16 protein-coding genes are annotated in these 19,486 nt (G+C 64.1%); 8 read left to right on the top strand and 8 right to left on the bottom strand.

What is annotated here, in order from left to right; genetic code table 11:
• Window positions 1-58: 58 nt before the first annotated feature.
• Complete coding sequence (locus tag AC2FLM_RS05705; RefSeq protein WP_430539490.1) at window positions 59-1,138, bottom strand: T6SS phospholipase effector Tle1-like catalytic domain-containing protein; 1,080 nt, start codon at window positions 1,136-1,138, stop codon at window positions 59-61.
• A complete protein-coding gene (locus tag AC2FLM_RS05710) occupies window positions 1,113-3,404 on the bottom strand; it encodes a xanthine dehydrogenase family protein molybdopterin-binding subunit (RefSeq protein WP_496856440.1) in 2,292 nt (763 codons plus the stop codon). Before AC2FLM_RS05710 ends, AC2FLM_RS05705 begins: the two co-directional genes overlap by 26 nt.
• A gap of 161 nt (window positions 3,405-3,565) precedes the next feature.
• Here AC2FLM_RS05710 and AC2FLM_RS05715 point away from each other — a divergent pair, with 161 nt between their 5' ends.
• From AC2FLM_RS05715 to AC2FLM_RS05730, 4 genes are all read left to right on the top strand, one after another.
• On the top strand, window positions 3,566-4,294 hold the full coding sequence (locus AC2FLM_RS05715; RefSeq protein WP_496856442.1) for a dienelactone hydrolase family protein: 729 nt from the start codon (window positions 3,566-3,568) through the stop codon (window positions 4,292-4,294).
• A 432-nt stretch (window positions 4,295-4,726) separates the two neighbouring features.
• Window positions 4,727-7,888 (top strand): valine--tRNA ligase, encoded by a 3,162-nt coding sequence (locus AC2FLM_RS05720; RefSeq protein ID WP_496856444.1) that lies wholly within the window; start codon window positions 4,727-4,729, stop codon window positions 7,886-7,888.
• 81 nt (window positions 7,889-7,969) lie between these two features.
• Window positions 7,970-8,302 carry a DnaJ family domain-containing protein gene (locus AC2FLM_RS05725; protein WP_234218310.1) on the top strand — a complete coding sequence of 111 codons (333 nt, stop codon included), beginning with the start codon at window positions 7,970-7,972 and terminating at the stop codon, window positions 8,300-8,302.
• A gap of 72 nt (window positions 8,303-8,374) precedes the next feature.
• Window positions 8,375-9,772, top strand: coding sequence for an alpha/beta fold hydrolase (locus tag AC2FLM_RS05730; RefSeq protein WP_496856446.1), 1,398 nt, complete (start codon window positions 8,375-8,377; stop codon window positions 9,770-9,772).
• 170 nt (window positions 9,773-9,942) lie between these two features.
• On the opposite strand, the gene AC2FLM_RS05735 is transcribed toward AC2FLM_RS05730, so the two are convergent.
• Window positions 9,943-10,725: a crotonase/enoyl-CoA hydratase family protein gene (locus AC2FLM_RS05735; RefSeq protein ID WP_496856448.1), complete on the bottom strand. Its 783-nt coding sequence runs from the start codon at window positions 10,723-10,725 to the stop codon at window positions 9,943-9,945.
• A 73-nt stretch (window positions 10,726-10,798) separates the two neighbouring features.
• A complete protein-coding gene (locus tag AC2FLM_RS05740) occupies window positions 10,799-11,869 on the bottom strand; it encodes an SMP-30/gluconolactonase/LRE family protein (RefSeq protein ID WP_496856450.1) in 1,071 nt (356 codons plus the stop codon).
• 92 nt (window positions 11,870-11,961) lie between these two features.
• Between AC2FLM_RS05740 and AC2FLM_RS05745 the strand changes: the two genes are divergently transcribed.
• Window positions 11,962-13,068 (top strand): pyridoxal phosphate-dependent aminotransferase, encoded by a 1,107-nt coding sequence (locus tag AC2FLM_RS05745; RefSeq protein WP_496856452.1) that lies wholly within the window; start codon window positions 11,962-11,964, stop codon window positions 13,066-13,068.
• Window positions 13,069-13,118: 50 nt separating this feature from the next.
• The gene (locus AC2FLM_RS05750; RefSeq protein WP_234139658.1) at window positions 13,119-13,298 is read left to right on the top strand and encodes a hypothetical protein; all 180 of its coding nucleotides are present in this window, start codon (window positions 13,119-13,121) and stop codon (window positions 13,296-13,298) included.
• Between the two features lie 7 nt (window positions 13,299-13,305).
• Here the strand turns inward: AC2FLM_RS05750 and AC2FLM_RS05755 are convergent, their stop codons facing one another.
• Together AC2FLM_RS05755 and speB are read right to left on the bottom strand one after the other, a co-directional pair.
• Window positions 13,306-14,514 (bottom strand): pyridoxal-phosphate-dependent aminotransferase family protein, encoded by a 1,209-nt coding sequence (locus AC2FLM_RS05755; RefSeq protein ID WP_496856455.1) that lies wholly within the window; start codon window positions 14,512-14,514, stop codon window positions 13,306-13,308.
• Window positions 14,515-14,566: 52 nt separating this feature from the next.
• Window positions 14,567-15,544, bottom strand: a complete 978-nt coding sequence (gene speB, locus AC2FLM_RS05760; protein ID WP_496856457.1) for an agmatinase — start codon at window positions 15,542-15,544, stop codon at window positions 14,567-14,569.
• 157 nt (window positions 15,545-15,701) lie between these two features.
• On the opposite strand from speB, the gene AC2FLM_RS05765 reads away from it, so the two are divergent.
• Complete coding sequence (locus AC2FLM_RS05765; RefSeq protein ID WP_496856458.1) at window positions 15,702-17,558, top strand: ABC transporter ATP-binding protein; 1,857 nt, start codon at window positions 15,702-15,704, stop codon at window positions 17,556-17,558.
• Between the two features lie 93 nt (window positions 17,559-17,651).
• Here AC2FLM_RS05765 and AC2FLM_RS05770 read toward each other — a convergent pair whose 3' ends face one another.
• Window positions 17,652-17,966 carry an ArsR/SmtB family transcription factor gene (locus AC2FLM_RS05770; protein WP_496856534.1) on the bottom strand — a complete coding sequence of 105 codons (315 nt, stop codon included), beginning with the start codon at window positions 17,964-17,966 and terminating at the stop codon, window positions 17,652-17,654.
• A gap of 50 nt (window positions 17,967-18,016) precedes the next feature.
• On the opposite strand from AC2FLM_RS05770, the gene AC2FLM_RS05775 reads away from it, so the two are divergent.
• Complete coding sequence (locus AC2FLM_RS05775; protein WP_496856460.1) at window positions 18,017-18,829, top strand: alpha/beta fold hydrolase; 813 nt, start codon at window positions 18,017-18,019, stop codon at window positions 18,827-18,829.
• Between the two features lie 22 nt (window positions 18,830-18,851).
• Here the strand turns inward: AC2FLM_RS05775 and eda are convergent, their stop codons facing one another.
• The gene (gene eda / locus AC2FLM_RS05780; RefSeq protein WP_496856462.1) at window positions 18,852-19,484 is read right to left on the bottom strand and encodes a bifunctional 4-hydroxy-2-oxoglutarate aldolase/2-dehydro-3-deoxy-phosphogluconate aldolase; all 633 of its coding nucleotides are present in this window, start codon (window positions 19,482-19,484) and stop codon (window positions 18,852-18,854) included.
• Between the last annotated feature and the right edge of the window lie 2 nt (window positions 19,485-19,486).

Consider the following 19,486-nt stretch of genomic DNA (forward strand, 5'->3'; position numbering starts at 1 on the left):
CGGCACGCCGCCGAGAAATCGTCTTGCGGCGCAGGCGCGCAATCTGGCAGCGGCCCGCTCAGCCGTAGCTGCGTGAGCGCAGGTAGGGGGCCGGCAGACCGGTGGGCAGCGCGTCGCCGGTCACGCTTTCATGCAACCGCTCGCTGGGGTCCTTGCCGACGGTGCGGGCCGAGCGCAGCAAAAAGATCTTGCCCCAGCCGTTCCAGGTGCCCACCGAAGGCGCGTTGGGATCGGTGGGAAAGCGCGCGCGCCAGCCCTCGGGCAGCGGCAGGCCCAGGTTCTCGGCCCGCTCCAGCATCCAGACCAACGAGAGATTGGCCAGCGGCCGGGCGCGCTCATCCCCGCCCAACTGCCCGCCCACATCGCCATGCGTGCCACGGAACCAGACCTGCTCCACATGGCCACGGAATTCGGGCTTGCAGTCCCACAGGATCGGCTCGAACACGTCGCGTGTCTCGTTCAGCGCCAGCGCGTGATAGCCATGGCGCACGCTGCGGCCCAGATGGTGGCTGTGAAAGGCGTGCCGCTGTTCCGACAGGCGCCACAGCAGTGGCAGCCGCAGGCCCAGCGCCTTGACCGTGTCCCAGACCCCGACCATTTCGATCATCACGTCCCGGTGACAGTAGAGGCCGCGAAACACCTGCGCATGCGGTCCCTGCACGTCGCATTCATAATGGCGATAGGCCTGCCGGATATTGCGGACGGTGGCATGTTCGGCCTTCAACAGCCCTACCATGTCGATCACCCCGGCCAGGCTGCGCACCGCATAGGCGCCGCGTGAATATCCCAGCAGAAAGATCCGGTCGCCCGGTCGATAGCGCGAGGCGAGATAGCCATAGGCCCGCCGGATCTGGCGGTTCAGCCCCCGGCCCATCATCACGTCGGGCGTCGTGCGCCAACTGGTCCACTGCACCCCGGCCTCGTAAAACACCGAAACCTGCGCCCCCATCTCGCACATCAGCCGATAGGTCTGTCCCGCATGGGTCTCGCGCCCCGGCTCCAGCGTCGACATGGTCCCGTCGAGGATGATCACATGGGTCTGCGGTCCCCGCTGGCGCACCTCGCCAGAATGGGCGGCGCTGAGCGGCCGCCCCAGCCATCCCAGTAGCTTTCTACTCAGCCGCGACAGGTTCAGCATTCAGTAATTCCCAAAGCCTGAGAGGGGTAAAGGGCATATCCGCCTGCCTCACCCCCCGATCCCAGATCGCATCCTGCACCGCGTTCGCAATCGCGGCCAATGCGCCGACCGTACCGGCCTCGCCACAGCCTTTCATCCCCATCGGGTTGGCTGTCGACGGCACCGGCACCGAGGTAAACCCGATGATGGGAACCTCGCTTGCGCGTGGCAAGGCATAGTCCATGAACGTTGCCGTGAGCAGCTGCCCCTCGTCGTCATGCACCACGTGCTCGCAGAGCGCCTGGCCGATCCCCTGCGCCACCCCGCCATGAACCTGTCCCTCGGCAAGCAAGGGATTGATCAGGTTTCCAAAATCATCCCAGACCCGGTAGCGGTCCACTTGGGCGTGGCCGGTTTCGGGGTCGATCACGATCTCGGCAAGATGCGCGCCGTTGGGATAGGACCGACCCGGCAGCTTGGCCCGCGCGGCATGGCGCAGAAGGTCATTGCGCCCGTCGGCCCGCGCCATGGCAGCGGCCTCCAGCAGCGAGGGCGTCAGGTTCGAGCCGGGCGCCCGAAAGGTTTCATCGTCAAATATCACCGCGCTCTCTTCGACCCCCATCTTGTCGGCCAGATAGGGGGTAAAGGCCGCCACCATTGTGTCGACCGTTGCCAGGGTCGCGTTGGTTTGAACCGTGACCGAACGCGATCCGCCCGTGCCGCCGCCCTGTGCAATGCGGTCACTGTCACCCTGCACCACCCGGATCCGGTCCATCGGCAGGCCGGTCTGGTCGGCCAGAAACCGGGCATAGACGGTTTCATGCCCCTGTCCGTTCGATTGTGTGCCGACCATCAGGTCCACGGTGTCATCCTCGTTGAAAGCGATCTCCGCCCCTTCGGAAGGATCGCCCAGAATGCTTTCGATATAGTAACACACTCCGATCCCGCGCAGCAGGCCGCGCACAGCATCGTTATCCCGGCGCACGCTGAAGTCCTGCGCCTCGGCCTCGGCGAGCCGCAGCAGGCGGTCGAAATCGCCCACGTCATAGGTTTCGCCCGTCGCGGTCTTGTAGGGGAACGCCTCAGGCCGGATGAAGTTGCGGCGCCGGATCTCCCAGGGGGTGACCCCCAACTCGCGCGCGGCCCGGTCCATGACCCGCTCCAGCACATAGATCGCCTCGGGCCGGCCCGCCCCGCGATAGGCATCGACCTGGGTCGTGTTGGTATAGTACCCCTCGACCTGCAACCAGGCGGTCTGGATGTCATAGACCCCGGTCAAAACGCGCGAGAACAGCTGGGTCTGGATAGCCTGCCCGAAATGGCTGTTATAGGCGCCCAGATTGCAGCGGGTGCGCACCCGGTAGGCGGTGATGCGCAGATCGGCGTCAAAGGCCAGTTCCGCCAGCGAGGTCAGGTCGCGACCATGATTGTCACTCAGCATCGCCTCGGTCCGGTCCGACATCCAGCGCACCGGTCGGTTCAGCAACCGTGCCGCATGGGCGACGGTGAAATATTCGGGGTATGGCATCGCCTTCATGCCGAACCCGCCCCCCACATCCGGGGTAGTGACGCGTAGCGCCTCGGGGTCGATCCCCAGTTTCTCTGCCAGTTGCGCCTTCATCCCCCAAACGCCCTGGCCGCCATAGGCGAAATGCAGTCGCCCCTCGACCATCTCGGCGTAACAGCCGCGTGGCTCCATCGAGTTGGTGATGACCCGGTTGTCGTCGACCTGCAACCCGACCACATGTGCGGCGCTGGCAAAGGCCGCCTCGGTTGCGGCCTCATCGCCCAGCCCCCAATCAAACGCACGATTCTCGGGAGCCTCCGCGTGGATCGCCGGGCCGCCCGGGCCCACGTCGGTTATCACCGGAAGGTCGCGGATATCCATGCCCATCGCTTCGATCGCGTCGCGGGCCTGATCAGCGGTTTCGGCCACCACCATCGCCACCGCCTCGCCCACAAAGCGCACATGGTCGCGCGCCAGCATCGGCCGTTCCGGCGCTGCCCCCTGACTACCATCGCGATTGGCCATGGTGGTGCCGCTCAGCCCCACCTTTACCCCTGCCGCTTCGAGATCGTCCAGTGTCAGCACCAGATGCACGCCCGGCATCTCGCGCGACGCGCCCAGGTCCAGATCGAGGATTTCACCATGTGCCACCGGCGAGCGAAAGAACATCGCCACCAGCGCATCACCCGGAACCAGGTCGTCGACATACCGGCCCTGGCCGGTCAGAAAGCGTTGGTCCTCGATCCGCGTAACCGGCTGGCTTTTGCCGAATTTTTCCATTGCTTTCCCCTTCGCCCGCAATCTGCCTCATCCGAGACTAGCCTGTGCCCACGGCTTGTCCAGTCGCCCGGCGATACCGCAGAGTGCGCCTCTGAGCCATACACCAGTGGCACCACGCTCAAGCGCGTGGATTTGTGCACGCAAAAGGCTTATAAGCGTGCATGTGCAGCTGGAACCCGGATGAGTGTTTCACCTTCGCCGCCCCGTTGGACAGCGGGCGCGAGGCCCGACACAGCGTGCAGGTCAAAGGCTCCGGTCCGCCCATCCTGCTGTTGCAGGAACTGCCCGGTATCGGCCCCGAGACACTGGCGCTGGCCGATCGCCTGATCGCGGCGGGGTTCACCGTCTACCTGCCACATTTCTTCGGAACCTTCGGCAAGACCACGCTTGTAACCAACGCCGCGCGCCTGTTCTGTGTCCGTCGCGAGTTCAACATGTTTCTCAGGGGCCGACAAAGCCCGGTTGCCACGTGGATGCGCGCCCTTGCCCGCCATATCCGCGACCGGCAGGGCGTGCCGGGCATCGGCGTGATCGGCATGTGCCTGACCGGCAGTTTCGCCCTGGCTCTGATGGCCGATGACGCCGTTCTGGGTGCCGTGGCCAGCCAGCCGGCCCTGCCCGTTTTCGGGGGCGACGCCCTGCCGATGAGCGAGGCCGACATTTCCGGTGCCCGCGCGGGCATGGCCGCCAGGGGGCCAGCCCTGGCCATGCGCTATCGCGACGACAAGATGGCCCCCGCAAGGCTGATGCGCAGCCTCGAGACTGCATTTGGCGAGGGGCTTGATACGATCGAATATCCTGGCAGCAAGCATTCCCTGCTGACCCTGCATTTCCACGAACCGGCCTATCGACGGGTCGAGGCATATTTCCGCGACAGGCTTGACTGCTGAATGCGTCCTGCCACCGGATGGTCCAGCAACGATTGCCCCAGTTGCCGCAGCTTGGGCAAACCGGTACGCGCCACATATTTTTCACCCGTATCGCGGCCCCTCCGGTAGCGTCATGCGTATTTGAAACCGGAAAGAAGCAGAAACGAAGCGCCCCGATCCGGTGGCCGTCCGTCCGCAAGGGGATAATCCTGCCGCGGGACAGGGGCGGCTTCTTCCTGGTACGGTCATCGGCTCTCCAGCCTGTACCGCATCCCCAGCCTGCGGCGATTCTGGTTAACAAAGACTTGCCGCTTCTTTCTGGTCAAAAATACTCATTTCCGCCCCCTCCACCCGCGATCCGGCCCGAAGCAACAAGAAAACATGGCCTGCCGCCTTTTCCTTCGCCTCGCCTTTGGGTAATTGATCCCTCGATTGACCGAAGGGATCCCCACGATGGCGATGGAAAAGACATTCGACGCGGCCGAGGCCGAGGCCCGCATCACCAAGGCCTGGGAAGAGGCCGGCGCCTTCAAGGCGGGCGCGAACCGTTCGCGTGACGAAAGCTTCACCATCATGATCCCGCCGCCCAACGTGACGGGCGCGCTGCATGTGGGCCATGCCTTCAACAACACGCTCCAGGACATCCTGACCCGCTGGCACCGGATGCGCGGTTTCGACACGCTCTGGCAACCCGGTCAGGACCATGCGGGCATCGCCACCCAGATGCAGGTGGAAAAGATGCTGGCCGCCACCCAGCAGCCCTCGCGCCGCGAACTGGGCCGCGAGGAATTCCTCAAGAAGGTCTGGGAGTGGAAGGGCCAGTACGGCGGCACCATCGTCGAGCAGTTGAAACGCCTCGGCGCCTCCTGCGACTGGTCGCGCAATGCCTTCACCATGGCGGGCGCCGCCGGCGACCCGCGCACCGGCCACGAAAATTCGCCGAATTTTCATGATGCGGTGATCAAGGTCTTTGTCGACATGTACAACAAGGGCCTGATCTATCGTGGCAAGCGGCTGGTCAACTGGGATCCGCATTTCGAGACCGCGATCTCGGACCTCGAGGTCGAGAATATCGAGGTCGCGGGCCATATGTGGCACTTCAAATACCCGCTCGCGGGTGGCGCCACCTATACCTATGTCGAGAAGGACGAAGACGGCAACATCGTGCTTGAGGAAGAGCGCGACTATATCTCCATCGCCACCACCCGGCCCGAGACCATGCTGGGCGACGGCGCGGTGGCCGTGCACCCTTCGGACGAACGCTATGCCCCCATCGTGGGCAAGCTCTGCGAAATCCCGGTCGGCCCCAAAGAGCATCGCCGCCAGATCCCGATCATCACCGATGAGTACCCGGACAAGGATTTCGGCTCGGGCGCGGTCAAGATCACCGGCGCGCATGATTTCAACGACTATGCGGTGGCCAAGCGCGGCAGCATCCCGCTCTATCGCCTGATGGACACGCGCGGCCAGATGCGCGCCGACGGTGCGCCTTACGCCGAAGAGGCGGGCAAGGCGCAGGACTATGCGCGCGGGCGAGCATTCACCGAGAACGAGATCGACGTGATCAACCTGGTTCCCGACCACCTGCGCGGCCTCGACCGGTTCGAAGCGCGGGCGAAAGTGGTCGAAGAGATCACCACCGAGGGTCTCGCCGTGATGACCGTGGCATCGGACCCGCGCCTGGGCACCGCCGCGCTGAAACCGGGTGCCGAGGGGGCGGATACCATCGTGCCGCTGGTCGAGGCCAAGCCCATAATGCAGCCCTTCGGCGACCGCTCCAAGGTGGTGATCGAGCCGATGCTGACCGACCAGTGGTTCGTCGACGCCGAAAAGGTCGTCGGCCCCGCGCTGGACGCGGTGCGCGACGGCACGGTCAAGATCATCCCGGAAAGCGGCGAAAAGACCTATTACCACTGGCTGGAAAACATCGAACCCTGGTGCATCTCGCGCCAGCTGTGGTGGGGGCATCAGATTCCGGTCTGGTATGGCTTCGACCTGTCCCGCGAAAGCTTCGCCGATGATGAGAATGATGGAGCGCTCGACCTGGTCGAGATGGGCCGCCTGCTGTCGGAACAGAAACTGCTGCTGGGCGATGAGCATCATTTCTGCGCGCCCGATTTCGAGGCAGTCATCCGGCAGGTGGCCGATGCCGAGGCGCCGCTGCCCACGCCGCTTAACCATGCCCGCGTGATCGAGGTCGAAGACCGTGCCGCTGCCGTGCATGCGCTGGCGGCTGGACTGGCCGAATACGAGATGTCGCAGGACCCGACCAAATTGGTCTATCCGGTCTGGCGCGACCCCGACGTGCTCGACACCTGGTTCTCCTCCGGCCTCTGGCCCATCGGCACGCTGGGCTGGCCCGAGGATACCGACGAGATGCGCCGGTATTTCCCGACCTCGGTCCTGATCACCGGGTTCGACATTCTGTTCTTCTGGGTCGCCCGGATGATGATGATGCAGCTTGCGGTCGTGAACGAGGTGCCGTTCCACACCGTCTATCTGCACCAGCTCGTCCGCGACGAGAAGGGCAAGAAGATGTCCAAGACCACCGGCAACGTCATCGACCCGCTGGAGATCGTCGACGAATTCGGCGCCGACGCGCTGCGGTTCACCAATGCGTCGATGGCGGCCATCGGCGGGGTCCTGAAACTGTCGAAAGAGCGGATCACAGGCTATCGCAACTTCACCACCAAGCTGTGGAACGCCATCCGCTTTGCCGAAATGAACGAGGTCTTTACCGACGCCGTGCCGCAACTGAACGCCGCCGAGCTGGCGCCGAAGGCCGCCGTCAACCGCTGGATCATCGGCGAAACCGCCCGTGTGCGCGAAGAGGTGGACGCGGCGCTGGACAGCTACCGCTTCAACGACGCGGCCAACGCGCTTTATGCCTTTGTCTGGGGCAAGGTCTGTGACTGGTACGTCGAACTCTCCAAACCCCTGTTGCAGGGCGCGGATACCGAGGCCCAGGCCGAGACCCGCGCCACCATGCGCTGGGTGATGGACCAGTGCCTGGTGCTGCTGCACCCGATCATGCCCTTCATCACCGAAGAGCTTTGGGGGCTGACCGCCGAACGGGCAAAGATGCTGGTGCATGCCGACTGGCCCACCTACAAGGCCGCGGATCTGGTCGATAACGCCGCTGACCGCGAGATGAACTGGGTGATCTCGGTGATCGAGAACACGCGGTCCGCCCGCGCCCAGATGCGCGTGCCTGCCGGCCTCTATGTGCCCATGATAGTGACGGAAATCGACGATCACGGTCAGGCCGCCTGGGACCGGAACGAAGCGCTGATCAAACGTCTGGCCCGCATCGACAGCCTGACCAAGGCGGATGTGATGCCCAAGGGCTGCATCTCGATCGCGGCCCCTGGCGCGGCCTTTGGCCTGCCGCTCGCCGAGATCATCGACATCAGCGCCGAGAAGGAGCGTCTGGAAAAGGCCAAGGGCAAGCTCGCCAAGGAGTTGGGCGGCCTGCGCGGGCGCCTGAACAACCCCAAATTCGTGGCATCCGCGCCAGACGAAGTGGTTGAAGAGGCCCGCGAGAACCTCGCCGCCCGCGAAGAGGAAGAAGCCCGGATCGACGAGGCGTTGGCGCGTCTGGCGGAACTGGGTTGAGCCTTTCACTTCGCTCCAAATACTCATGAAAACGCCCCCGCCGATGTCGCAACCGGCGGGGGTTTTTGCTAGGCTCCGCTCATGCTGAACAGCCTGCGTACCCTGATCGAACGCCAGATCCTCAAAGCCCGCGCCGAGGGCAAGCTCTCGGGTCTCGAAGGCGAGGGCAAACCCCTGCCCGACCGCTCCCACGAGGCGACGGGCGACCCGGCGGTTGCCGCCGGGTTCCGGATCATGGCGCAGGCGGGCGTCCTGCCCGAGGAGTTTGTTATCAAAAAACAACTGGATGAAGCGCGGGCGGCCTATTCCGGGTTGACCGATCCGGACGCCCGCAAGGCCGCCATGGCAAGGATCGCCGACCTAGAAATGCGCTACAGCATGGCCCGGGACGCGCGGCGCGCCTTCCTGAAATAGCAGGGCGCGATTTCGCATTTTCCATGTATCATCGCTGGGACGGGTGAAGGAATTGCGACGGGGGACCCGGTCATGGAACGCCGGCTTTGCGCCATTTTGGCCGCCGATATGGCAGGCTACACGCGTCTGATGGAGCGCAACGAAAGCGATGTTCTGGGGCGTCAGAAACTCTATCGTCGCGAGTTGATCGACCCCGCCATCGCGCAGGCGGGGGGCCAGATCGTCAAGACGACGGGCGATGGCATGCTGACGCGCTTTGACACCGCACAGGCCGCCGTGCGCTGTGCGCTGGAGATCCAGCAGGCCATGCAGCAGCGTGAGGCCGACACCCCGCGCAAGGAGCGCATCCAGTACCGCATCGGAATCAATATCGGCGATATCCTTCTGGAAGACGGGGACATCTTCGGTGACGGGGTGAATGTCGCGGCCCGGCTGGAGGCGATTTCGGAACCTGGCGGGATATGTATCTCGGACATCGTACACCAGATTACGCAGGATCGGGTAACGGAGCCTTTCACCGATCTCGGCCTGCAAAAGGTCAAGAACATCACGCGCCCGATCCGTGTCTGGCAATGGGTGCCGGACCGCAGCCGGGACGAGAGCCCCGATGCCGCCCACTCACAGGCCCAGCATGTGTCGTTCTGCATCGCAGGGGATGGAACGCAACTCGCCTGGGCCCGGGTCGGCAAGGGCCCAAGCGTTCTCAAGGCGCCAAACTGGCTCAACCATCTTGACTATGAATGGCGCAGCCCGCTCTGGGGGCCGTTCCTGGAGCAGATGTCGCACAGATGCGATCTTGTCCGCTTCGACCAACGCGGCAACGGGCTTTCCGATCGGGACCCGGCCGAGATTTCCGAGGACGCGATGATCTCGGACATCGGCAGCATCGTCGAGGCGGCGGGCCTGAACCGGTTCGTGCTCTTCGGTATCTCGCAGGGCTGCGCATTCTCTGTGCGCTATGCCGCTGAAAATCCGGAAAAAGTCTCTGGCCTGGTGCTGGTCGCGGGCTATCTCCGAGGCGCGCTCATGCGCAATTCACCCGAACAATCGGCCCTGTCCGAGGCGACAAACGTTCTCATCCGCGAAGGCTGGGGATCGCCCAACCCGGCGTATCGGCACCTGTTCACCGAAAGCATGATGCCGGATTCCACCGAAGCGCAGAAATCCAGCTTTGACGAGTTGCAGCGGGTCTCATGCTCGCCGGATGTGGCGGCCCGGATCAATACGATGAACGCCTCGGTCGAGGTTTCAGACTATGCATCCCGAATCCAGGCTCCAACACTGGTTCTGCATTCCGAGGGCGACCGACGCGTGCCTGTGGCCGAGGGGCGCAGGATGGCGGCGCTGATCCCCGGCGCGCGCTTTGTTACCCTGCCGGGAAACAACCATGCCCTCATTGATGGCTCACCCGCACTGGACTTGTTCCTTTCGGAATTCTCGGCCTTTCTGGCAGAGATTGTCGAAAGTTGAGAGGGAAGATTGGCGGATGCCCTCGTCTTGTCGCACCTGATGAGACCCCTCTTGGGAGTGCAGCAGGCAGAAATGGAAAGCACGCCGAGACGCAGGTCAATTCCTGAAAGGAATTGGCACAAATCCTCGACAAGGATTTGTCTTCAGACTTTCGCGAAAGTCTGAACCCGCTACTTGAAGACTGGTGCGCGCCCTTGCATCTGGGCCGCGATCACTTCCATCTGATCCGGCTTGCCGATCAGCTGCGCCTGTTCGTGCGATTCCGCAAGCAAGACATCGGTTCGCTGTTCCGATTCAGCAAGCTCGATCAGACGCTTGGCGGACCGTATCGCTGACGGGCTCTTGCCCGCGATCTCTTGCGCCAGCGCGGTGGCCTCGGCCACCGGATCATCGGCCAGTTCTGTCACCAGCCCCCATTCGGCCGCTTTGGCGGCCCCGATGGGCCGCGCGGTATATGTCAGCAGACGCAGCACATCCGAGCGCACCAGTTGCGGCAACAGAACCATGCCGCCCATATCCGGGATCAGGCCCCATTTCATTTCCAGCACGGACAGTTTCGTATCCGGTGCCGCAATGCGGATGTCCGCCCCCAGCGCGATCTGTAACCCGCCGCCATAGACCGCCCCATGCAGCGCCGCGATCACCGGCACCGGCACCCGGCGCCAGACCATCGCGACCTCCTGGAACGCATTGGTGTCGCCATGGCTGCGCGGCATCAGCATCTCGACCGGGTCTTGTCCGGCAAAGGCCGCGAAATTCGCCACATCAAGCCCCGCGCAGAAGCTTTTACCTTCGCCCGACAGCACCACCGCCCGTGCGTCCGAGGCCGCAACCTCCTGCCCTGCCGCGATGATCGCCTGAAACATCGCCTGATCCAGCGCATTCATCTTGTCGCCGCGGGTCAGGGTGACAAATGCGATATGGTCCTTGTATTCGACAGATACGCGCGCCATCGGGGCCTCCATTCCTGTTTGGAGCCAGACTGCCCGCTCTTGTGTCCAAGCGCCAGCGGGACGTCGGGGCAGATCAGGGCAGGTCGGCGGCCTTCATGCGCGCATAACCGGGGCTGTCCAGCGTCATGACATAGAACATCTCGCCCACCTGCTTGCCTCCTGTGGTGATGCCCAACCGGCCATCGGGGTCCTGCACCGTACGCAGGATGCGCCCCTCTCCGTCGAACTGGATCAGCATGCCGCGATGGATCGGCGCGGGTCGTACCTTGGGCCCCAATCGCCAGACCACCTTGCGCAGGAGGGGGTAAGGCATCAGCGCCTCGGCAGGCACGCGCGGGCTGGCAAAGGCCAGCCAATAGGTGCCGTCGCCCTGTGCCTCGAGATTGTCGGGATAGCCCGGCAGGTTTTCCAGGAACACCTCTGTCTGGCCCGCCTTCTCGCCCTTGAGCCACAGCCGGTGCACCCGCGCCCGCCCGGTCTCGTTGATCAGCAGGAAATCCTCGTCCGGCGAAAGGGCGACACCATTGGTATAGACGAAACCGGTCGCGATCTTCTCGACCCTGCCATCGGGCGTGCGCCGGGCGACATAGCCGGTATCGGACTGTTCCCAGACGGTCATGACCGAGGTGGGCTTGGTGCCGCCCAGGGTCTTGGGATCGAACCGGTCGGTGGAGTTCGAGAAATAGAGGGTTCCGTCGCGACCCAGATCCAGCTGGTTGGCATAGATCACCGGTGCACCGTCGATCCGGTCCACCACGGTCTCGACCTTGCCGGGTGCTGTCCAGCGCAGGACGCCCCGGAAACTGTCCGCGATGTAAAGCGCGCCATCGGGTCCCGCCTTGAGGCCCAGCGGCCGCCCGCCCAGCCGGTCGACCAGTTCCGGCACCGCGCCGTCGATGCGATAGAGATTGCCAGCAAGCGAGGTCGTGTAGACCGTGCCGTCCGGCATCACGGCCAGATCCTCGGGCCCGATTTCACCGTCGGGGAGCGGCACGAATTCGGCCTTGTCCAGAACCCGGTTCTCGGCGAAATCACCGGTAAATCCGGGGTTCTCCGGCGGGTTATAAGCCACTGGCGCCACCGGGACCGGCCAGAACAGCAGATAGCCGAGACCGGCAAGCAACAGGATCAGAACGTAACGCATGGGCACCTCTTTGCACTTGGGCGCACCATGCGAGGCGGGACCAGCAAAGGCAAGTCTTGCCCGGCGCCACGGCTTGCGCTTATGTGGCGCGCATGACCGGACCACGCTATACCCCGCTTGCCCAATCGCTGCCCGCCACGGTGCCCTTTGTCGGCCCCGAAACGCAGGAGCGTCAGCGCGGCGCGCCCTTTGCCTCCCGGCTGGGCGCGAACGAGAATATCTTTGGCCCCTCCCCACGCGCCATCGCAGCCATGCAGCGGGCAGCGTCTGAGATCTGGATGTATGGCGACCCGGAAAACCACGACCTGCGCGCGGCGCTTGCGGTGCATCACGGGGTTCGGCCCGACAATATCGTGGTGGGCGAAGGCATCGACGGCCTTTTGGGCTACCTGGTGCGCCTGATGGTGGGTCCGGGCGATCCGGTGGTCACGTCCGAGGGCGCCTATCCCACCTTCAACTATCACGTGGCGGGCTTTGGCGGGGTGCTGCACAAGGTGCCCTATGCGGGCGATCACGAGGATCCGCAGGCGCTTTTTGCCAAGGCAGCCGAGGTGGGGGCCAAGCTGGTCTATCTCGCCAATCCCGACAATCCGATGGGCAGTTGGCTGAAGGGCGCCGATATCGTGGCCGCGATGCAGGCGCTGCCCGGGGATACGCTGTTGGTGCTGGACGAGGCCTATGTGGAATGCGCCCCCGGCGGCACCGCCGTTCAGGTGGATGCCGATGATCCGCGCCTGATCCGCATGCGCACATTCTCCAAGGCCTATGGCATGGCGGGTGCGCGGGTGGGCTATGCGCTGGGGGCGCCAGAGCTGATCGCCGCCTTCAACAAGGTGCGCAACCATTTCGGCATGAACCGCGCGGCCCAGGCCGGGGCGCTGGCGGCGCTGGCCGATGGTGAATGGCTTGCGCATGTACAGGCAGAGATCGCGACAGCCCGCACGCGCCTTGGTGAAATCGCGCGCGAAAACGGACTGATACCGCTGCCGTCGGCCACCAATTTCGTGACCATCGACTGCGGCAGAGATGGCATCTTTGCAAAACGCGTGCTGGATAACCTGGTCGCGTCCGGCATATTTGTGCGGATGCCCTTTGCCGAACCGCAGAATCGCTGCATCCGGGTCAGTTGCGGACCCAAGGCCGATCTGGACGCGTTTGCCTCCGCCCTGCCCGCCGCCTTGGCGGCGGCACGCTGCTGATCGCAACGGATTTACCTGACATTCAGGCAATTTGCCCTAAACTGCGGATCATGGATGAACGCGGCATCGGGCGTGCGCCCGACTACACAATCCCTGCCCTGGTCATGCTCGGGGTGAACCTGACCTGGATCCTGATACTGGTCTGGGCGCTCTGGGGCTTTGGCGCTGCATTGCTGCTGGCGGCGCTCGTTCACCATGGCATCACACGGTTGGCCGTACGGATGCGCTGAACCGCGCTTAGCCCCCGGCAAGGACCTGAGCCGCCGCCTCCAGCGCTCCGGCGCCGCGCGGAACGTCCAACGCCTGCAATCCGGCCTCGATCCCGCCCAACAGCCCCATGACCATCTGCCCGTTCAAATGCCCCATATGGCCGAGGCGAAAGAACTTGCCATAACCCGGATCACCCGGCGCGGCCATGCCCAACCCGATGCCCAGCGTCAGGCCAAGATTGACCTCTGTCCATTCCCGCAGCGCCGCGCCCTTGCCGCTGTCCAGTCTCAAGGCAGTCACCGCATGACTGCGATAAGCCGGGTCGGCAACATTCATCACCAGATCGCCGCCCTCAGCCCAAACCGTGCAGGCAGCCCAGACAGCCCGCGCCAGCACTGCATGACGGGCCCAGACCTGTTCGATCCCCTCGGCGTGGATCATGTCGAGCGCCGTGCGCAACCCATACAGGTGATGGGTCGGCGCAGTACCACCAAAATGCTGGTAGAATTCGGCTGGGTTGGCGCGCGGCACCCAGTCCCAATAGCGCGATACACGCGGCATGGATGCCCGTTTCTCGGCCGCCCTTTCGCCAAAGAAAACAAAACCAAGCCCCGGCGGCACCATCAGACCCTTCTGGCTGGCGGTCACGGTCACATCAACACCCCAGCCATCCATTTCGAACACGTCGCAACCCAGCGACGCGATGCAATCGGCCATCAGAAGCGCCGGATGCCCCACCTCGTCCAGAACCGCCCGCAGCCCGGCGATGTCATTGCGGATCGAACTCGAGGTATCCACGTGTACCGCCAGCACCGCCGTGATCCGGTGCGCGGTATCGGCCTTCAGCGCCTCGGCGATCCGGCCCAGATCCCAAGGCCCGGATTTGCCAAAGTCGATGATCTGGCATTCGGCGCCCAGCCCCTCGGCCATCTCGGCCCAGCCATGAGAAAACCGTCCCGAAGCAGGAACCAGCACCACCTCGCCCGGCGCGATCACGTTGGACAGAGCCGCCTCCCACGCGCCATGGCCGTTGCAGATGTATATTGCCGCGTGATGTTCGGTCCGCACCACCCGGCGCAGATCGGCCATCAGCCCCGGCATCATCTCGACCAGCTCGCCGGCATAGATATTGGGCGCGGCGCGATGCATGGCGCGCAGCACAGCATCGGGCATCACCGAGGGCCCCGGTATCGCCAGATACTCGCGCCCCTGCGCAAGAGAGATATTGCCGGTCATGTCCATGCCTCTTATCTGCGTTGGGCACACCCTAGCCAGCGGTTGCTTGGCGTCAATCCACCCGGCGCGACGCAGCCAGCGCCGGGGCGATTACGCAGAGCATCTCGAACAGGATCGACGCCGCCAGGAAGGCGGTTCCGCCGCTGCCATCAAAGGGCGGCGACACCTCGACCAGATCGGCACCCGCGATGTTCACACCCGCGAGTTCCCGTACAACCTGCAAAGCCTGAAAGGCGTTTGGCCCGCCAACCTCTGGCGTGCCGGTCCCAGGGGCATAGGCCGGGTCGACGAAATCGATATCATAACTGACATAGGTCGGACCGGTGCCGGCGATCTGCCGCGCCTCGGCCATCACATCCTTGAGACCGCGATCGAAAAGCTCCTCGATGGTGACGATTCGTATGCCTTGCTCGGCGGCAAACGCGCGATCCTCCGAATCGTAGGCGGTGCCGCGAATGCCGATCTGGATCATCCGGGCCGGGTCCAGCAGCCCCTCTTCGACAGCGCGGCGGAACGGTGTGCCATGGGTGTACATCGAGCCGCCGAAATAGGAATGAAAGAGGTCAGTGTGGCTGTCGAAATGGATCAGCCCCAGAGGGGCATCAGCCGCCAGTGCCCGCAAGACCGGCAGGGTGCACAGGTGGTCTCCGCCGACACAGACAGGCAGGATACCCGCCTTGTGCACGCGCGTCACCGCCTTGGTAATCCGGTCCATAGCATCCGACAGGTCAGCCGGGTTGGGCGGCACGTCGCCCAGATCAGCACAGTTGACCGTTTCGAACGGACGCACACCGCTGACCCCGTGTTGCGCGCGGATCATGGTGGACATGTCACGCACCTGCCGTGGTCCGTGGCGCGGGCCGGGGCGGTTGGTGGTTCCGGCATCCCAGGGCAGGCCGATCAGGCCAATATCGACCTGTGGCAGGCGCGGATCGTCCAGACCGATCATCGGCAAACGCATGAAACTGGCGATACCCGCGAACCTTGGCAAATCGAATCCCGAAACCGGTTGGAACCCTGTCTCCACCATCCTTAGTCCTTTCCCGGATCAACCTCTTTGACCAACACCCTGCCCGGATGCGCCGCCGGGTCAAGCGGCGCAATGCTTGCGCCACGGCGGTCTCCTGCTTAAATGGGCCGACCATGACACGCGATCTGTCCCCCCTCCCCCGACCAAAGGCCCAACCATGAGCGCAAAACCGATGTCGTCGCGCGAGCTGGTGGGCTGGCTCTGGCAGAACTATCTGAAAAGCCGGATGGGCCTTCTGGGCCTCGCCTTTCTGTTCATGCTGCTCGAAGGCTCGATGGTCGGCGCCATCAGCTACATGATGCAGCCGATGTTCGACGAGATTTTCGTCAACGGAAATGCAGATGCGCTGGTCTGGGTCAGCCTCGCCTTTCTGGTGATCTTTTCGGTACGAGGCATGGCCAGCGTCGGGCAAAAGGTGCTGCTGGCGCGTATTTCCCAGGAAACTGCCGCACATCTGCGGTTCGACCTGCTCAAACGGCTGATCAAACAGGATACCGCTTTTCACCAGACCCATCCGCCCGGCTTCCTGATCCAGCGGGTGCAGGTGGATGTGGGTTCGGTCAACCAGGTCTGGCAGGTGATCATCACCGGCGCAGGCAAGGATCTGGTCTCGCTGGTGGTTCTGATCGGGGTGGCGGTCAATGTCGATCTGATCTGGACGCTGGTCATGCTGGTGGGCGTTCCGATCGCCTTTCTGCCCATTGCCATGGCACAGCGCTATGTCCGCAAAAAGGCCGCGCTGGCCCGCGATCAGGGCGCGACGCTGGCAACCCGGCTGGACGAGATTTTCCACGGCATCGTGCCGATCAAGCTGAACGCGCTGGAGCGCTATCAGCTCGACCGGTTCGATGGCCACATGAAGACCTATGTCCGCTCCGAGGTGCGCGCGTCTTTCGGCACCGCCTCGATCACCGGGTTGGTGGATGTAATGGCGGGCCTGGGTTTCATGGGCGTGCTGCTTTATGGCGGGGCCGAGATCATCGCCGGCGAAAAGAGCGTCGGCCAGTTCATGAGCTTCTTCACCGCCATCGGCCTCAGCTTTGACCCGATGCGGCGGCTGGCTTCGATCTCGGGCACCTGGCAGGCAGCGGCGGCGGCGCTGGAGCGGATCAAGGACCTGCTCGACACGCCGATCCTGCTGCTGTCGCCTCCAGAACCGGTGGCCCCGCCCTCGGGATTGCCCGCGATCCAGCTTCAGGATGTGTCGCTCTCCTATGGTGATGCGCAGGTGCTGCGCAACCTGTCACTCAGCGCCGAAGCGGGCAAGACCACCGCATTGGTGGGCGCCTCGGGGGCAGGCAAATCGACCATCTTCAACCTGCTCACCCGGCTGGTCGATCCGCAATCCGGCAGGGTCACCGTGGGCGATGTGGCGGTTGGCGACATGTCGCTGGAAAAACTGCGCGGCCTCTTTTCGGTGGTCACGCAAGAGGCGCTCTTGTTCGACGAAACCCTGCGCGAGAACATCCTGCTGGGACGCACCGATGTCAGCGAGGCGCGCCTGCAAGAGGTGCTGGATGCCGCCCATGTCTCGGACTTCCTGCCCAAGCTGGAACACGGGCTCGACACGCTGGTGGGGCCACGCGGCTCGGCCTTGTCCGGCGGGCAGCGGCAACGGGTGGTGATCGCCCGCGCCCTGCTGCGCGACACGCCGATCCTGCTGCTGGACGAGGCGACCTCGGCGCTCGATGCGCAATCGGAGAAAGTGGTGCAGGCGGCGCTGGATAAGCTCTCGGGCGGGCGCACCACGCTCGTTATCGCACACCGTCTCTCTACCATCCGCAATGCCGACAAGATCGTGGTGATGGAGCGTGGCGAAGTTGTGGACGAGGGCAGTCACGAAGACCTGTTGGCGCGCGGCGGCATCTATGCCGATCTCTATCGTCTGCAATTCGAGGGCGGCAAGGAGTTGGTGGACCCGATCGGCGCCGCCGCCCAGCAACGGCCCAGCACCGACGAGACGCAGCGCACCTCCGGCTGGTACCGTCGCCTCATGTCCCGCATTCTGGGCTGATTGCGCGCTTCGCATTTCTTCTGTTCGAAAATACCTCGGGGGAGTCGCGCCCGCGCGACGGGGACAGAGCCCCCGACTTACGTCCTCACCGCTCTAGCGCCTTGGTGCGAGTTCTGCGGCGAGCCAATCCAGATAGTCCCGGATCGCCGCCTCATCCCGCTTGCAATAGGACCATTTCAGGTGCCTCCGCACCGTTATGAAACCTGCCTGTTTCAGCAGGTCCAGATGCCTGCTGGCCGTTGGCTGCGCAACGTTGAGCGCCTTGGCGATCATCGTCATACACACCCCGAACTCTGCCGGATCCGCCGACCATTGATCCGCAAAATGCCGCTGCGGTTCCGCCAGCAGTTGCAAAACCTTCAGTCGCGGCCCGCTGGCCATGGCCTTGATTTGAATTGACCTGTCCATGGCTTCCAATCATATAGTCAGTTAGCTAAATGTAAATGTGAGATATGGTCATGCTGGATCTTCCCCATATGTCGATCATCGAAGGTGCCGCTATTCGGTGGGGAAAGACCGGGAACGGCCCTCCGTTGGTTGCCATCCACGGCACGCCGTTTTCCTCGCAAGTCTGGCGCAGGATCGTGCCTTACCTGACGGACCATAGGACGGTCTATTGTTTTGATCTGGCCGGTTATGGTCAGTCCGAGATGCGTGAAGGGCAGGATGTATCGCTGGCGGTTCAAAACAGGGTCCTGGCCGGCCTGTTCCGGGAATGGGACCTGGACCGCCCCGATGTTCTGGCCCACGATTTTGGCGGCGCAACGGCATTGCGTGGCTACTTCCTCGATGGTCTGCGCTTCAAGTCGCTGACGATCTTCGACGCTGTTGCACTTGCCCCCTGGGGGTCGCCCTTCGTGCAGCACGTGCGTCAGCACCAGGTCGCTTTTGCCGGAATGCCCGACTATATGCATCAGGCGCTGCTGCGCGCCTATTTGCAGACCGCCGCGTACAGGCCGCTGTCGCCAGAGGCGATGGATATCTATGCAGCGCCCTGGACCGGCCCGGTCGGGCAACCGGCCTTCTATCGCCAGATCGCCCAGATGGATCAGAAATACACCGACGAGGTTCAAGGGCTGTACCGTCTGATGGATTGCCCTGTCACCGTCCTGTGGGGCGCGCGCGACGCATGGATCCCCTGCGACAAAGGCATGGAACTGGCGGCTTTGATCTCAAGGGATGCCTGCACTCCCATCCCCGATGCCGGTCATCTGGTTCAAGAGGATTGCCCCGAAGCGATCGTTGCCGCCGTCCTGAAGCAAATCACCTGACCCTGGAAAATCCCGGCCCCATCTATCCCCGGCGCAGCGCTGCCGCCGCGCGGGCCAGGGCCTCGATCCCGGCCCAGTCACCCGCCGCCACGAGGTCCTTGGGTGCTACCCAACTGCCACCGGCACAGACCACGTTGGGCAGGCTCAGATAGCTCCCGGCATTCTGCGGCGACACGCCGCCAGTGGGGCAGAACCCGATCTGCGGCAGGGGCGCCCCGATCGCCTTGAGCGCGGGTGCCCCGCCCGAGGCCTCGGCCGGAAAGAACTTGAGCATGTCATAGCCCCGTTCCAACAGCCGCATCGCCTCGCTGGCGGTGGCGGCACCCGGCAAGAGCGGCAAGCCCTCCGCCTCGCAGGCGGCCAGCAGGCTGTCGGTCGCGCCGGGCGATACGCCGAACCGGGCGCCCGCGGCCTTGGCCGCGCGCACGTCTTCCGGGGTAATCAGCGTGCCGGCGCCGACCACACCGCCGGGCACCTGGGACATGATGCGGATCGCCTCGAGCGCCGCCGGAGTGCGCAGCGTCACTTCCAGTGCGGGCAGACCTCCGGCGACCAACGCCTCGGCGAGCGGGCGCGCATGGGCGGCATCGTCGATCACCAGAACCGGCACGATGGGCGCCATCTCGCAGATGGCGCGGGTCTCTCGGGATGTCATGC

The organism is Ruegeria sp. SAZD011 (genome assembly GCF_059612545.1).